Annotated in this window: 17 protein-coding genes; 12 read left to right on the plus strand and 5 right to left on the minus strand. The window is 43.0% G+C overall.

What is annotated here, in order from left to right:
• Positions 1 to 113: 113 nt before the first annotated feature.
• Positions 114 to 1136, plus strand: a complete 1023-nt coding sequence (locus QY97_RS00305; RefSeq protein ID WP_039231763.1) for a YkvI family membrane protein — start codon at positions 114 to 116, stop codon at positions 1134 to 1136.
• Between the two features lie 25 nt (positions 1137 to 1161).
• Here the strand turns inward: QY97_RS00305 and QY97_RS00310 are convergent, their stop codons facing one another.
• Both QY97_RS00310 and QY97_RS00315 read right to left on the minus strand, forming a co-directional pair.
• Positions 1162 to 1770, minus strand: coding sequence for a CPBP family intramembrane glutamic endopeptidase (locus QY97_RS00310; RefSeq protein WP_039231765.1), 609 nt, complete (start codon positions 1768 to 1770; stop codon positions 1162 to 1164).
• A gap of 135 nt (positions 1771 to 1905) precedes the next feature.
• Positions 1906 to 2097 carry a YkvS family protein gene (locus QY97_RS00315; protein ID WP_039231769.1) on the minus strand — a complete coding sequence of 64 codons (192 nt, stop codon included), beginning with the start codon at positions 2095 to 2097 and terminating at the stop codon, positions 1906 to 1908.
• A 214-nt stretch (positions 2098 to 2311) separates the two neighbouring features.
• Between QY97_RS00315 and QY97_RS00320 the strand changes: the two genes are divergently transcribed.
• The 3 genes from QY97_RS00320 (at position 2312) to QY97_RS00330 (ending at position 4611) form a co-directional block, all read left to right on the plus strand.
• Positions 2312 to 2506 carry a hypothetical protein gene (locus QY97_RS00320; protein ID WP_039231772.1) on the plus strand — a complete coding sequence of 65 codons (195 nt, stop codon included), beginning with the start codon at positions 2312 to 2314 and terminating at the stop codon, positions 2504 to 2506.
• A 226-nt stretch (positions 2507 to 2732) separates the two neighbouring features.
• Positions 2733 to 3518 (plus strand): SDR family oxidoreductase, encoded by a 786-nt coding sequence (locus QY97_RS00325; protein WP_039231774.1) that lies wholly within the window; start codon positions 2733 to 2735, stop codon positions 3516 to 3518.
• 232 nt (positions 3519 to 3750) lie between these two features.
• Positions 3751 to 4611: an NAD(P)-dependent oxidoreductase gene (locus tag QY97_RS00330; protein ID WP_039231776.1), complete on the plus strand. Its 861-nt coding sequence runs from the start codon at positions 3751 to 3753 to the stop codon at positions 4609 to 4611.
• Positions 4612 to 4682: 71 nt separating this feature from the next.
• Here QY97_RS00330 and QY97_RS00335 read toward each other — a convergent pair whose 3' ends face one another.
• A complete protein-coding gene (locus QY97_RS00335; protein WP_039231778.1) occupies positions 4683 to 5849 on the minus strand; it encodes an aminotransferase A in 1167 nt (388 codons plus the stop codon).
• A gap of 92 nt (positions 5850 to 5941) precedes the next feature.
• On the opposite strand from QY97_RS00335, the gene corA reads away from it, so the two are divergent.
• The 3 genes from corA (at position 5942) to QY97_RS19755 (ending at position 8353) form a co-directional block, all read left to right on the plus strand.
• Positions 5942 to 6910: a magnesium/cobalt transporter CorA gene (gene corA / locus QY97_RS00340; RefSeq protein WP_039231780.1), complete on the plus strand. Its 969-nt coding sequence runs from the start codon at positions 5942 to 5944 to the stop codon at positions 6908 to 6910.
• A 111-nt stretch (positions 6911 to 7021) separates the two neighbouring features.
• Positions 7022 to 7924: a chemotaxis protein gene (locus QY97_RS00345; protein ID WP_039231782.1), complete on the plus strand. Its 903-nt coding sequence runs from the start codon at positions 7022 to 7024 to the stop codon at positions 7922 to 7924.
• 273 nt (positions 7925 to 8197) lie between these two features.
• Entirely contained in the window at positions 8198 to 8353 is a 156-nt protein-coding gene (locus tag QY97_RS19755) for a DUF1540 domain-containing protein (protein ID WP_082090050.1), read from the plus strand.
• Between the two features lie 470 nt (positions 8354 to 8823).
• On the opposite strand, the gene QY97_RS00355 is transcribed toward QY97_RS19755, so the two are convergent.
• Positions 8824 to 9282 (minus strand): YkyB family protein, encoded by a 459-nt coding sequence (locus tag QY97_RS00355; RefSeq protein ID WP_039232188.1) that lies wholly within the window; start codon positions 9280 to 9282, stop codon positions 8824 to 8826.
• A gap of 199 nt (positions 9283 to 9481) precedes the next feature.
• On the opposite strand from QY97_RS00355, the gene QY97_RS00360 reads away from it, so the two are divergent.
• Positions 9482 to 9718 (plus strand): hypothetical protein, encoded by a 237-nt coding sequence (locus QY97_RS00360; protein WP_039232191.1) that lies wholly within the window; start codon positions 9482 to 9484, stop codon positions 9716 to 9718.
• 93 nt (positions 9719 to 9811) lie between these two features.
• Here QY97_RS00360 and QY97_RS00365 read toward each other — a convergent pair whose 3' ends face one another.
• Positions 9812 to 10054: a glutaredoxin family protein gene (locus QY97_RS00365; protein ID WP_039231788.1), complete on the minus strand. Its 243-nt coding sequence runs from the start codon at positions 10052 to 10054 to the stop codon at positions 9812 to 9814.
• Between the two features lie 205 nt (positions 10055 to 10259).
• Here QY97_RS00365 and QY97_RS00370 point away from each other — a divergent pair, with 205 nt between their 5' ends.
• From QY97_RS00370 to QY97_RS00385, 4 genes are all read left to right on the plus strand, one after another.
• Positions 10260 to 10520: a YkuJ family protein gene (locus QY97_RS00370; RefSeq protein WP_039231791.1), complete on the plus strand. Its 261-nt coding sequence runs from the start codon at positions 10260 to 10262 to the stop codon at positions 10518 to 10520.
• 152 nt (positions 10521 to 10672) lie between these two features.
• On the plus strand, positions 10673 to 11113 hold the full coding sequence (gene cbpB, locus QY97_RS00375) for a cyclic-di-AMP-binding protein CbpB (protein WP_039231794.1): 441 nt from the start codon (positions 10673 to 10675) through the stop codon (positions 11111 to 11113).
• 81 nt (positions 11114 to 11194) lie between these two features.
• Positions 11195 to 12688 (plus strand): MDR family MFS transporter, encoded by a 1494-nt coding sequence (locus QY97_RS00380; protein ID WP_039231797.1) that lies wholly within the window; start codon positions 11195 to 11197, stop codon positions 12686 to 12688.
• Positions 12689 to 12712: 24 nt separating this feature from the next.
• Positions 12713 to 13582: a LysR family transcriptional regulator gene (locus QY97_RS00385; protein WP_039231799.1), complete on the plus strand. Its 870-nt coding sequence runs from the start codon at positions 12713 to 12715 to the stop codon at positions 13580 to 13582.
• Positions 13583 to 13586 lie beyond the last annotated feature (4 nt).

Consider the following 13586-nt stretch of genomic DNA (forward strand, 5'->3'; position numbering starts at 1 on the left):
TGAGTTTTTTAAAGGAGCAAAGAGTGCCGGTTAGATTGGTTTTTACGCTTTCGCTTCTTTAAAAGGCAAGACAAGCATACAGTGAATTAACATGTCTAAAGCGGGTGATAAGGTTGAAAGCATGGATAGGAGCCTGTCAGATTGCAGCCGTGTATATTGGTACAATTATCGGCGCAGGTTTTGCTACAGGAAAAGAAATCCTGCAGTTTTTTTCACGGTTTGGTTCTTACGGTCTGCTGGCTATTATAGTGAGCGGCTGCTTATTTATCTTGCTTGGAATGAAAATGATGCTGAAGGCTGCTGAATTAGAGGCAAAGTCCTTTGAAGAGTTTAATGCCTTTCTTTTTGGGAGGAGGTTTGGAACTGCAGCGACGGTTGTGCAGTTCTTTATGCTGATTGGGGTAACAGGAGTCATGCTTTCTGGTGCGGGTGCTTTGTTTAACGAGCGGCTCGGCCTGCCGGCGAACGCTGGCATTTTAATAACGATTGCGGCAGGGCTGCTGATTATGGGAAGGGGTCTTACGGGCCTGTTGGCGGTGAACGTATTCGTCGTGCCGATGATGGTGATTTTCCATTTATATACGGCTGGGGTGGCAATAGGAAGCGATGATTTTTTTATGAATGTCATGAAAGCGGGGGAAAGCGGGGAAGCGTGGGAAGTATGGTCGGCGCCATTCAGTTACACTGCATTCAATTTGACCTTGGCGCAAGCGGTATTAGTGCCGCTCGCCTTTGAGATTAAAGAGAAGGACATTATTAGGAAAGGGGCTTTTCTGGGGGGAGCGGGACTAACCTTCTTGCTGGTTGCCAGTCATATAAGTCTCGTGCAGCTGGATGGGGCTGCTGACTATAATATCCCAATGGCCCAGGTCGTTGAGCAATTTAGCGCTCCATTATATGTATTATACGTCTTCCTTATATATGGAGAGATTTTCACCTCTATTATTGGCAATGCCTACGGACTAAAGCAGCAAATGCAGACATACTTGTCATGGCCGCCGGTTCTTCTGTTTCTGCTAATCTTCGCTGCTTGTTTTTTGTTAAGCCAGGTGTCCTATGGAACACTGCTCGGCTGGCTATATCCGTTGTTCGGGTTAATCAGTCTGCTGTTTTTTATCTTTCTATGGCGGAAATGAAAAAATGAGCCCGTTACGGACTCATTTAAGAGAGCGGTAGAAGAATAATTAACAGTAAATCAAAGACGAGGTGGGAAATAATCAGCATAGGAATGCTGCGTTTCCAGACGTACAGCGCTCCCCAGAATAAACCTGCCGCAAATGAAGCAGCCATCCATATGAAATTGCCCGAGTAAATAAAAATAGAAGCAAATAACAAAGAAGCGGCAACAATAGCGACTAAGTCATTAAAATACAGAGATAAGCGCTTTTGGACAAAACCACGCCAAAATAACTCTTCACCAGGAATAAATACTAGAATCAAGACAATGTAATGCCAGGAAAACTCTGGTGCATAGCGATTATAAATGCTGGCAACTTGCCGGTCCCAATCAAATGGAAGGTAAGGAAGCAGCCAGTGCCCGATGAAAAACAGGGCGTATAGCACAAGTCCAGATAAAACACCATACTTCAAGTAGCTTCTTGTTCGTTGTTTGTCATCGATCGGTTCGCTAATTATGGCAAAGCTAATGAAGAAGAGATTTGCAGCTGTATATATGTACCAGAATATATCGCGGTCCGAGAAAGTAACATAAAGCAGCACATGCGCAAGAATTAAGCTGAAGATGAGCCGCCAATCTTTAAGCAAAGACATCCTGTAAACTCCTTTCTTTCCTGTACCGCATTTATTTTAACAAAAGCCCAGTGAAAATAGAATGGAAATCTCCTGAAACTTATGGAGTCTGTTCATGATTCAATGAAAGAAGCTGCCTGTATCAGGCAGCTTCTATTATACGTTGATAGAGGCATCAACGATCGTATAGTTTTTATGATTGACTACGGTTCTTTCTTCCATATCCAAATCTCTGAAGTTATCCATGATTGTTAAATCAACGATGACCGAATTCTCATTGACCTTTTGCACCAGTCCTTGCAGACCACCTTTAAATTCTACAATGTTCCCCACTTCAGCTTTTGTCATTTTCCCTCTCCTCCATGTCCGCATAGTGATTTTTGTTTGTTGAATCTCCTTATTATTTATATTAATCTTTGAAAAGGAAGACCCGCATGGAACGGAATATCCCTTTCGAAATATAATAAGGGACAAAAATGGTTATTTTACAGTTTGCCTTATTTCCAGAAAAAAAGAAAGTGATTTGCACCATTTTATAAAAAATTCTGAAAGAAGTGATAACATGAACGTAAATGAAGTCGAACAGCTGCTGGAAAAGCTGAAAAATAGAGAGATTAAAGAGTGCCATGTAAGCAAAGAGCATTTTATGCTGTTCCAGCAAGTGATTACGAAACGAAAAGACTTTAAGCATTTTAAAGGAATCGCCCAGCGGGGAGGCTCTGTTTTATACCAGTATATGGAGGAGCCAAGAAGCTAATGTCTTTTTTCTTTTTGAATGGGAAGATGTTTAATGAAGCAAAAAAGGGGCATAATAACTAACAGAACATGGCAAGATTTTCTTAAGCCTTTTCATTCTCATTTTTCCCCCAATTTGACCAGGTGATTGATCACCTGGTTCTTTTTTTGCCTATTATGCATATTAAATGAAAGAAAATTCCAAATATACTATAATGGAATAGAAAACAGAAAAGGCGGGGATGAAGATGACTCAATCATTTGCAGGAAAAACGGCGTTAGTGCTTGCCTCAAGTCAAGGGCTCGGAAAAGCTATTGCAGAAAAGTTTGCTTCAGAAGGAGCGAATGTAGTGATTGCCAGCAGAGACGGCAGCAAGTTAGAGGAAGTAAAAAAGGAGTTAAATGAACATGGTCAGGGCAAGGTGGATTATGCTGTATGTGATATCACCAAGCCAGAGGATCTTCAGGCGCTAGTGCAGAAAACGGTTGATGCATTCGGAACAATTGATATTTTGGTAAACAATGCCGGGGGACCACCTGCAGGAAAATTCGAGGACATGAGCGATGAACAGTGGCAGAAAGCGTTTGAACTTAATTTGCTTTCCTACATACGGACGATTCGGGAAGCATTGCCACACTTGAAGAAGCAAGGAGGAAAGATCATTAATATCGCTTCTTCATCCATTAAAGAACCAATTTCAGGGCTGATTTTGTCGAATACATTCCGCACGGGAATTGTCGGTTTATCTAAGACGTTAGCAGAGGAGTTTGCTCCGTACAATATTTTGGTCAACACAGTAGCGCCAGGCAGGATTGCTACCGACAGGGTGCAGCATTTAGACGAAATCAAAGCAGAGAGAGAAGGATTGACTGTAGAAGAAGTAAAGGAAAAGGCGAAGGCGAAAATTCCGCTTGGCCGCTATGGGGAACCGGAAGAATTTGCTAAGGTCGTTGCCTTTCTTGCTTCTGATGATAATACATACATGACAGGCAGCAGCTTTCTTGTAGACGGCGGAATGATCCGTTCTATTTAATACTTGAGAAAGCGGCGGGCTTTCTCGCTCAACAAATACAAAACAAATCAGAAAGAAAATATCAATAATTCGAAAAAAATGTTGTTTTTTTGGGTTTATGGGGGCAAAAGCGGGGGAAGTATATAACCAAGCATGATCAATTGGAGATTCTCACTCACAACCCCCCTTTTCTAAAGGCCTGCCAAACAGCAGGCCTTTCTTTTTTGAAGAAAATATAAAAGGTGGAGAGATTATGAGAAAGATTGGTTTTATCGGAACAGGCGTCATGGGGAAAAGCATGGCTCAGCATTTGCAACAGGCAGGGCATCAGTTATTTGTTTATACAAGAACAAAATCAAAGGCAGAAGAACTAATTTCAGAGGGAGCAGTCTGGTGCCAGACACCGGCTGAGGCAGCTCAGGAAGCTGAAGTCATGTTCACAATTGTGGGAGAGCCTTCAGATGTAGAGGGAGTTTACTTTGGGGAACAAGGGATCCTAGCGGGCAGCCGGCCAGGCCAGGTTGTTATTGATATGACAACCTCCAAGCCCAGCTTAGCTGTACGAATCTATGAAGAAGCAAAGAAAAAAAAGGTAGATGCATTGGATGCTCCGGTGTCGGGTGGAGACATTGGTGCAAAAAATGGAACGCTCGCCATCATGGTCGGGGGAAATCGTTCTGTGTATGAGAAAGTCTTGCCCCTGTTTAATATTATTGGAGAAAATATTGTGTATCAAGGCGAAGCGGGAGCAGGACAGCATGCAAAGATGAGCAATCAAATTACCGTAGCCGGGAATATGATTGGTGTGTGTGAAGCGTTAGTATACGCCCGGGAAGCAGGGCTTGACTTAGAGAACGTATTAAAAAGCATTACAACCGGGGCAGCCGGCAGCTGGTCCTTGTCTAATTTGGCGCCAAGAATGTTAAAGGAAGATTACGAGCCAGGCTTTTACATAAAGCACTTTATTAAAGATATGAAAATAGCAATTGAAGAGTCAGAGCGAATGGGTATTCGTCTGCCAGGACTTTCTTTAGCAAAGAAGATGTATGAGGAACTGTCATTAAAGGGAGAATCAGAAAGCGGTACGCAGGCACTTATTAAGTATTGGGATTAAAGAAAACTGGCCTGCAAGGCGTTAGCCTTGCAGGCCAAAATCATAACAGGTCGAGAACTGTATAGGCTGCTTTACCCCAGGGCAGTACGCTGTTCATTGAGGTAAGCTTCGAGCCTGTCCATGCCTTTTTCGATGTTTTCCATTGAGCAGGCAAAGGAAAGACGGAAATATCCTTCACCGTATATGGAGAAAGCACTGCCAGGAACAACGGCCACTTTCTTCTCCATGGCCAGCTTGTGACAGAAGTCGAAGGAGGAGTCGCTGATCCAGGAAGGGGTTTTCGCAAAAATATAGAAAGCACCATCGGGTTTTTCTGTGTGCACTCCCATATGGGAAAGGCGCTCCAACATGTAGTCCCGGCGCTTTTTATATTCATTCCGCATTGGTTGTGCGTCATTTTGGCCCGCTGATACCGCTTCAAGCGCCGCTCTTTGTGAGATGGACGGGGCGCAGGAGACATTGTATTGATGCACCTTTAGAATATGCTTTGCCAAGGTCTCAGGAGCGAACAAAAAGCCGATTCGCCAGCCTGTCATCGCATGGGATTTAGATAAGCCGTTTAATACAATGGTCTGTTCTCTTAAGAAGGAGGCAATCGATACATGATCAGTGTCAAAGGTGAGCTCGCTGTAAATCTCATCAGCGATAACGAATACGTCTTTTCCTCTTAAAAGGTCAGCAATTTCTTTCAGCTCCTCTTTAGAGAGACTAACTCCTGTTGGGTTGGACGGGTAGGGCAGGATCAGTACTTTCGTTCGCTCGGTTAGAGCCTCGCTGATTAAATCGGCTGTTAGCTTGAACCCGTTATCCCGGGTATCAACGAGCTGAGCATGCGCCTGGCACATGTCAATGACCGGTTCATAGCCTGGATATACAGGACCAGGCAAAATGACTTCATCTCCAGGAGAAAGCAGCGTCCGGAGAGTAATGTCAATGGCTTGACTGGCGCCAACTGTTACGATGACTTCAGATTCCGGTGCATAAGATAAATTGTATTTTTTATGTACATATTCTGCAGCCGCTTTCCGTACATCCAAAAAGCCAGCGTTATGTGTGTAGGTGGTATAGTTGTCCGCAATCGCCTGCGCACCTGCTGCTTTTACATGTTCAGGCGTTAAAAAGTCAGGCTGTCCTATGGTCAAAGAAATCATATCGTCCATATGGCTGACTAAATTAAAGAACTTGCGAATGCCAGAGATTTGAAGGTTCTTTACTTGTTTGTTAATTAAATGCTCCATTGAGTTTGCCGCCTTTCTTTATGGATATCCTATATTGTAGCACTGAAAGTAAAGAGAGCCTATGAAAAAAGCGAAAATGGGTGGAGAGATAGATGATTAGAACGTGCGCTTTAACTGAAAATGGAGAGTTTCTTACGGACATTCCGCTTTCAGAAAAGCAAGAGAAGAATTTAAAGTGGACTTGGACGGACTTCTACGATCCATCGGCTGAGGAGGCCCGCCTCTTAAAGAGTTTGTTTAAATTTCATCCCCTTGCTGTAGAGGACTGTCTCGATAATCAAAGCGGTCGTCCGAAGCTGGACTTCTACAAAAACTACGCCTTTTTTCTGATTCATTCGATTGAGCCTGCAACGCTAAAAGGCCGGGAAATTGGTGTTTTCATTAACGAGCAGATGATTGTGACAGTGCGACAGCATTCCATAGAGGAAGTGGATGAAGTATGGGATCAAGTACCTGATCAGCCTTCGCTTCAAGAAGGTCCAGTCCGGATTTTCCACCGCTTAACAGACCTTTGCGTCGATCATTGTTTTCCGCCAGTATATAAAATGGAGGACTTACTGAACAGCATGGATGAAGAGGTGGATGTAGCTCCGGGAAATGATTTAATTGACCGGCTGTTTACTATGCGCCACGATCTGGCTAAGCTGAGGCGTACGATCTTTCCGATGAGGGATGTTATTTACCGGCTTCTCAATTCAACTCGGCTTGATTATATGAAGGAGTATCATATTTATTTCAGGGATGTATACGATCATTTATTGAAGCTAGTGGAGATGCTGGAGTCCTATCGGGAATTTTCATCCGACGTTCGGGACAGCTACCTATCGGTTAACTCTGATAAGATGAATAATATTATGATGACCCTTACGATCATCACAACGATCTTTATGCCATTAACCTTTATTGCAGGTGTATATGGAATGAATTTTCACTATATGCCTGAGCTCGAATGGCGTTACGGCTACTTTCTTATATTAGGTTTAATGGGAGGCATTTCACTAGTTATGTTTGCCTTGTTTGTTAAAGTAGGATGGCTGCAGGTCCGAAGAAAGCGAAAATAAAAGCTGCTGGCTCTCTCTGAAAAAGAAGAAAGTCCCTTGAATGAGCTAAAGAACTAATGAAATCAGCCGAAATAAATTGAAAAGAACATTACATACAAGGGGAAGAAAACAATGAGTAGAGAGAGCGGAATTTTGCTTGAGAGTGGGACAAATGAGCTGGAGATTGTAGAGTTCGAGGTGCAAAATAATAAATACGGCATTAATGTGCTGAAAGTAAAAGAAATTATTCAGCCGATACCGGTTACTTTTGTACCCCATGCCCATGAACACATTGAAGGGATTATTCAGCTGAGAGGAGAAGTGCTTCCGGTGATCGATATGGCCAGAGCACTAGGGCTGCCCCCGCAGCAAAAGGCAGATAGTGATAAATATATTGTCACAGAATTTAATCAGCAAAAGGCTGTCTTTCACGTCCAAAATGTTTCGCGTATCCATCGGATTTCGTGGGAAGCGATTGAGAAGCCATCCGATGTATATCAAGGAAGTGCCAGCCAGGTCATTGGTGTTGTCAAGATGGATGACCAAATGATTTTGCTTTTGGATTTTGAGAAGATCATGGTTGATATCAATCCTGAATCAGGTATTCATACTGGGCAGATCAAGCGGTTAGGCGAGAGGGAAAGGTCGGCCAAGCGCCTGGTTGTGGCGGAGGATTCACCTTTGCTTCGCAATTTGCTGAAAGAAACGCTGGCAGAAGCGGGATATGAATCAGTTGAGTTTTTTGAAAACGGAAAGCTCGCTTTTGAATATTTGGAGAGCGTGTCCCGGCAGATCGCTTCTGGCGAAGGACCGCAGCTGGTTATTACTGATATCGAAATGCCCCAAATGGACGGCCATCATTTTACGAAGCGAATTAAAGAGGATCCCGCGCTAAAGGGGCTGCCGGTTGTCATTTTTTCTTCATTAATTACAGAGGACCTTCGCCATAAAGGAGAGCGGCTGGGAGCCGATGCTCAAGTGAGCAAGCCCGAGATTGCGAAGCTCGTAATGCATATTGATCAGCTGGTTCTTTAACACAAAAAGACGCGGGATCCATTCCACTGTATTAGAGACAGTCAACGAAGCATGAGTTCTTTATATAGTGCCATGCCTACATGCTGGATATTGTATTAAAAAAGTACGTCACTATCGATACGAGTGACGTACTTTTTTAATATTTGAGACCCTTGGGCGTCTCCTTCTCTATTAGAAATATATAAGGCGGTTCATGATCTGCAGGCAGTATATATTTCTTGGGCTTAAATTGTCTCCCTTTGACCATACTAAATAATAAAGGAGGCGATTTATATGGCAGAAGATGTAAAATGCGAAGTGGACAGCTGTACGTATTGGGGATCAGGGAACCTATGCAATGCTTCATCTATTTATGTTGTCAACCATACATCTGAGAATGCTTCTACTTCTGAAGAAACAGACTGCAAAACCTTTGAACCCAAGCATTAAAGTCTTTTGAAGGTAACCTTTTCGGCTACCTTCTTTTCAACAGTATAACCAATAATGAAAATTATTATCAAGGAGTTAAAAATAGAGGAGCTTAATGGGTTGACCGATATTCATATAATGATCCAGAATGAACGAAGTAATGTACACCCTCTCCTCACTGTTAACAGGGGTAAGGAGCTTTATTTGGAAGTGATGCTAGATGAAAGGTTGAGGAAGAGGCACGGCGTAGTGCAGGAGGGAGAAGTGAGGAAGCTATGGCGATAAATGTGGTGATAGGCCGTACTAAAAAGGATAGGTAAAGCAGACGGTGCTCCTTTACCTATCCTTTTTGCCATTACATAAAATGCGTAAGGGCTTGTAAATCTTTTTGCCTGCGAAATGATTGATAAAGGACCTTGCCCTTTAATTAAACTCCCTGACCATTACTTTATTGATATGCAAGAAAGACACAAGGAGAGCATGCTAAACGATCAGTATGATTGACCAAGCGGCTTGAAGACGGGCTTGTTGTACTGTTGTCTTCTTTTGTAAGGAGGCTGCTGCTCTCGTTCGGTACAGCCGGTATATGATTGAAGGATTCTTTTGGCTTCTGTTAAGTTCATATGTGTTTTAGGGTTTCTTTTCTTTTCATCCAGTCTTCCGAAGTGAGGGAGTTTATCGAAATCCTCTTTGCATGGCGGAATGTGGAAGGTGTAATTATCACACGTTACTAGTACATCTGATTGCTGCTGGCTATTTCTTGGGTTTTTAGAAAAATGCAGTCCGATTTTTTTCGCCCGCCCTTCTTTAATCATCTTCAACAACGCTTTCTTCTTCAATAAATACAAATATTTTGGATTAGTCGCTGTCTTAGCATGACGGTTCACCGTAAAAATGGCTTTAGCGAGGGCTGAAGTAGATGGAGTTTGGGCAGGAGATTCTTTAGGCATATTCAATGAAAAGGCTCCTTTCGGACTAATTTTTATCTATTATACCCCGTTTTGGGGCGATTGGAAAGTATCTGAATAGTTTTAATAGCAGCAGCGGAGAGGTTAGGCACTTTTTGGAAAGAAGGCGGAGCATGCTTTAGTGAATAAAATGGAAAGCACCACGCACACTAACAATAAAGAAAGCGGAAGGAGTGGTAAGGTGGGTAGTTTCTTACCTGTTTTTTTGATGCTCGTTGTCATTATAAGCGTTATTGGTCTTATTTATACAACGAAAGTGGTGAAGCAGGAGGCACAGGCAAAGGAGGGAATGGACGAACCTATTTCCGATAATGTCCAAGCTCATCCATACGCGAAAAACCCTGTCTTTTGGGCGTATATTCTTGCAGGTGCTGTGACCATTTTGCTCATCCTTTACTTGGCCAGCACATGGTGGTAACTGGTCGTCCAAAAAGATGACAAGGAAACGCTCCTTGTCATCTTTTTATAATAGTAGCGAACAGGCATCGCGGGTTAAGGTGTTTGTCTCCTGCTACAATCCATGCTGCTTCAAAAGACTTGATAATGCTTCTATATTAAATCCTCTTACAGCTTCCCTGCCGACCACGACAGTCGGTGTGGAAAAAGAGTGCCAGATGTCCTTCCATTCTCTTTGGGCCTCTGCATCGACAGCAATATTTTTTTCCTCATAGGGAACCCCTCGATCATTTAAAAATAGTTTCGTAATTTCGCATGGTGGGCAATCGGGCTGGGTATATAAAATAACGGACTTCATCGTAACTCTCCTTTAAGACAAGGCTATTTAAAGCAGCTTTTATTGGCATTGTTGGAATAAACGAAAAAATAAAATAGTTGGATATGAAATCGATGTATGGTATATTTCTTTTGCTTATTTATTTTATACGAAACGGTTTGCTACAGTCAAAAGTTAAAATAATCATTGACGCGAGCGATAAAGATGAAAGGGGCCGATCTATTTTATGTCACAATTAACAGGAATTATCCAACGCCTGAAGACTCTGCAGGAAGGTGGAGAAACCGGGGAAGTTCAGCAGCGCTTATTCGAGGTAAATGGCAAAACGCTTTGCCAGGTAAAATTCCTTCCGGGAAAAGATACCTTTGAACTGGAAGTATATGATAAGGACGGTAAAGGTACGAAATTTCCTTTTGATGATATCGATATGACAGCAATTGAGATTTTTGAGCTTTTACAAGAAGAGAAACAACAACAATCCGAATAATGAAACCGCTGCCCCTGCTTATGACTAAGCAGGGCTTTTGGTTAATTGTGTAAAGCAAGCAGGATGTTTGTTATAATAGAAGGGAGATAAGAAGAAACTGGGGATGTGGGAGAACTTCTAAGTAGAGAAAACACATAAAGGGGTAGTATGAAATGATTTCTTTTGAAAGTAAAGACGTACTTCACACAAACATAATGGATTACATTATTCCCGCTGAAAAAGTGGCCCACGTACAGGTTGGCAATAGTCTCGAGCATGCTTTGCTGATTCTCACAAAAAGCGGGTATACAGCAGTGCCAGTTTTGGATGCTAAATATAGATTTCAAGGGTTAATCAGTTCTCCAATGATTACAGAAGCGATTCTCGGACTGGAGAGAATTGAATTTGAAAAGCTGGAGCATATGAAAGTAGAAGATGTTATGTCGACTGATAATCCTCATTTAACGGTAGATGATCAATTTCGCAAAGCGCTGGGGCTGTTGATTAATCATCCTTTCTTGTGTGTGACAGATGAAAAAGGGGAATTTCAAGGCATATTAACAAGAAGAGTGATCCTTAAGCATTTAAATTATCATGTAGATCAGCTCAAATAACAATTTTGTTGATGGGACCCTTTCGCTGCATTTCTTACAGGGGTCCTTTTTTGTTTAACATGCAATTTGTCTGAAGAGGGGATGAAGCCATTGAGTGAGGCACTGAGGAGAAGGAGAGTGACGAAGAGGCCGCTTGTGCTCGCTGCTGTTATTCTCGCCATGTTTATGGGGGCTATTGAGGCAACGATCGTTTCAACGGCGATGCCGGCGATTGTCGCTGATTTAGGAGGGTTTTCTCTTTACAGCTGGGTGTTTTCCGCCTATTTGCTGATGAATGCGGCCACTGTGCTCATTTACGGAAAGCTTGCTGATATATTCGGCAGAAAGCCAATTATGGTTATTGGAGTATCTATTTTCTCAATAGGCTCCCTACTGTGCGGATTAGCCGGGTCGATGGAACAGCTGATTGTATACCGGTTTATTCAGGGAGTTGGAGCAGGTGCAGTTATGCCAGTCGCCACAACTATTGTTGGTGATATTTATACAAAGGAAGAGCGGGCAAAGGTACAAGGCTATTTATCTAGCGTATGGGGAATCTCGGCTGTTACAGGGCCTGCACTTGGCGGCTTGTTTGTTGAATTTATCAGCTGGCGGTTTGTTTTCTGGATTAACTTGCCGCTGGGTTTGTTGACTATTATTGTACTTATTCTGTTTTTGCATGAAGAGGTAGAAAAGAAAAAGCCCGAGATTGATTATGCTGGCACCATCGTCTTTTTACTTTCTATTTCCTCTTTTATGTTTCTGTTAGTGGAGGGCGGCTTAAGCTTTCCTTGGTTATCGATTCAAAGCGGCTTGTTATTTGGTGCAGCAGCCATTGCTTTTGCTGTTTTCGTCTGGATCGAAAAGCGGACAGCCTCTCCTATGATGCCGTTCGACCTTTGGCGGGTCCGGCCGATTTTAATTGCTAATATTGTGTCGTTTACCACAGGGATTATGCTGATTGGTATTTCCAGCTTCCTGCCGACCTATGTGCAAGGAGTGATGGGAGAAAGTGCGACGGTTGCAGGCTTTACGCTAACAGCCATGTCTATTGGCTGGCCGATTGCTTCTACTGCTTCTGGAAATCTGCTTCTTACCATTGGCTATCGAAATACTACTGTGCTAGGCGGGGCTGCTTTAATTATCGGCGGCTTGTTGTTTGCCTTAATGGAGCCTGAAAGCGGACCATGGTGGGCGGCGGTTTCTTCATTCTTTTTAGGGGTTGGAATGGGCCTCACGTCTACAGCTTTTATTGTTTCCATTCAGAATACAGTAGAATGGAAGCAGCGAGGGGCGGCAACAGCTGCGAACATGTTTATGAGAAATCTAGGAAATACAGTAGGAGCCGCTTTATTAGGCGGAGTGCTGAACAGCCGGCTAAATGCCTTTTTACAGAACCAGTCAGATGATGAGCAAACCCTTTCGATTGATTCGGTTAATGAATTGCTTGGCGGTAATAGTGAAGCGTATTCTGATAGTGCTTTTAGGCTTTTGAAGGAGGGGCTTGATTATTCGCTCCACAGCGTATATGTGGTCGTATTAATTTTTGCTCTGTTTTCATTTTTCTTTTTGCTGCTTTTGAAGAAAGGTGAATGACTAATGAGGTAGGAGGAACATGGTATGTCGTTTTCGGAATTCCAGCTGTTAGCTGTGTTGGCAGAAGAACTGAATATGAGAAAAGCTGCTCAGCGCCTGTTTGTTTCTCAGCCGGCTTTGTCGCAGCGCTTGCAGGCGATTGAAAAAGACTGGGGCACGAAAATATTTAACCGTTCTCCAAAAGGGTTATCTTTAACGCCTTCTGGAGAAATGATTATTCAGTTTGCCCGAGAGGTAGTGGGAAAGAAGGAAAGAGTGTTAGAAGAGCTTCAATCTCTTGAGTCAGAAGTTCATGGAACCTTGAAGATTGCTTGTGCTTCCATTGTTGGGCAAAATTGGCTGCCGCAGGTTTTAAAGAAATTCGTTGAGAAATATCCTCACGCAAAGATTTCACTAATGACCGGCTGGAGCAGTGAGATTACAAAGGCACTGTACGAGGGCGAAGTGCATGTAGGAATTATTCGCGGAATACCGGAGTGGAAGGGGCGCAAAATCCATCTCTTTGAAGACAGCCTGTATTTAGTGGATAAAGAGATTCGTGCTGTAGAGGAAATATTGTCGACAAACAAGCCTTTCATCCAATTTAAAAGCGATTCTACGTATTATCAGGAAATTCAAGAATGGTGGCACCGGCAATTTCAGATGGCACCTGAGCGCTCTATCATTGTGGATCAGATAGAGACCTGCAAGCAGATGGTCTTCAACGGTATTGGCTATGCTATTTTGCCGGCGATTACGCTTAATGGAGCGGAGGGAGGTGTATTCAAATTGCCGCTGATGGATGAGGATCAGCGTCCGCTCCGCCGGGATACGTGGCTGCTTGGCTATGATTCGGCCTTTGAACTAAAGCAGGTGCAAGCGTTTGTAGAAGTGGTAGAAGAGTTTAAAAAATAAAAAA

It is taken from the genome of Bacillus thermotolerans (genome assembly GCF_000812025.2).
GTDB classification, from domain to species: domain Bacteria; phylum Bacillota; class Bacilli; order Bacillales; family Domibacillaceae; genus Quasibacillus; species Quasibacillus thermotolerans.

Excerpts from the sequence above, each read along its gene's own strand:
- QY97_RS00310 (WP_039231765.1), bottom strand. The coding sequence starts at position 1,770 with ATGTCTTTGCTTAAAGATTGGCGGCTCATCTTCAGCTTAATTCTTGCG.
- QY97_RS00315 (WP_039231769.1), bottom strand. The coding sequence starts at position 2,097 with ATGACAAAAGCTGAAGTGGGGAACATTGTAGAATTTAAAGGTGGTCTG.
- QY97_RS00320 (WP_039231772.1), top strand. The coding sequence starts at position 2,312 with ATGAACGTAAATGAAGTCGAACAGCTGCTGGAAAAGCTGAAAAATAGA.
- QY97_RS00325 (WP_039231774.1), top strand. The coding sequence starts at position 2,733 with ATGACTCAATCATTTGCAGGAAAAACGGCGTTAGTGCTTGCCTCAAGT.
- QY97_RS00330 (WP_039231776.1), top strand. The coding sequence starts at position 3,751 with ATGAGAAAGATTGGTTTTATCGGAACAGGCGTCATGGGGAAAAGCATG.
- QY97_RS00335 (WP_039231778.1), bottom strand. The coding sequence starts at position 5,849 with ATGGAGCATTTAATTAACAAACAAGTAAAGAACCTTCAAATCTCTGGC.
- corA (WP_039231780.1), top strand. The coding sequence starts at position 5,942 with ATGATTAGAACGTGCGCTTTAACTGAAAATGGAGAGTTTCTTACGGAC.
- QY97_RS00345 (WP_039231782.1), top strand. The coding sequence starts at position 7,022 with ATGAGTAGAGAGAGCGGAATTTTGCTTGAGAGTGGGACAAATGAGCTG.
- QY97_RS19755 (WP_082090050.1), top strand. The coding sequence starts at position 8,198 with ATGGCAGAAGATGTAAAATGCGAAGTGGACAGCTGTACGTATTGGGGA.
- QY97_RS00355 (WP_039232188.1), bottom strand. The coding sequence starts at position 9,282 with ATGCCTAAAGAATCTCCTGCCCAAACTCCATCTACTTCAGCCCTCGCT.
- QY97_RS00365 (WP_039231788.1), bottom strand. The coding sequence starts at position 10,054 with ATGAAGTCCGTTATTTTATATACCCAGCCCGATTGCCCACCATGCGAA.
- QY97_RS00370 (WP_039231791.1), top strand. The coding sequence starts at position 10,260 with ATGTCACAATTAACAGGAATTATCCAACGCCTGAAGACTCTGCAGGAA.
- cbpB (WP_039231794.1), top strand. The coding sequence starts at position 10,673 with ATGATTTCTTTTGAAAGTAAAGACGTACTTCACACAAACATAATGGAT.
- QY97_RS00380 (WP_039231797.1), top strand. The coding sequence starts at position 11,195 with ATGAAGCCATTGAGTGAGGCACTGAGGAGAAGGAGAGTGACGAAGAGG.
- QY97_RS00385 (WP_039231799.1), top strand. The coding sequence starts at position 12,713 with ATGTCGTTTTCGGAATTCCAGCTGTTAGCTGTGTTGGCAGAAGAACTG.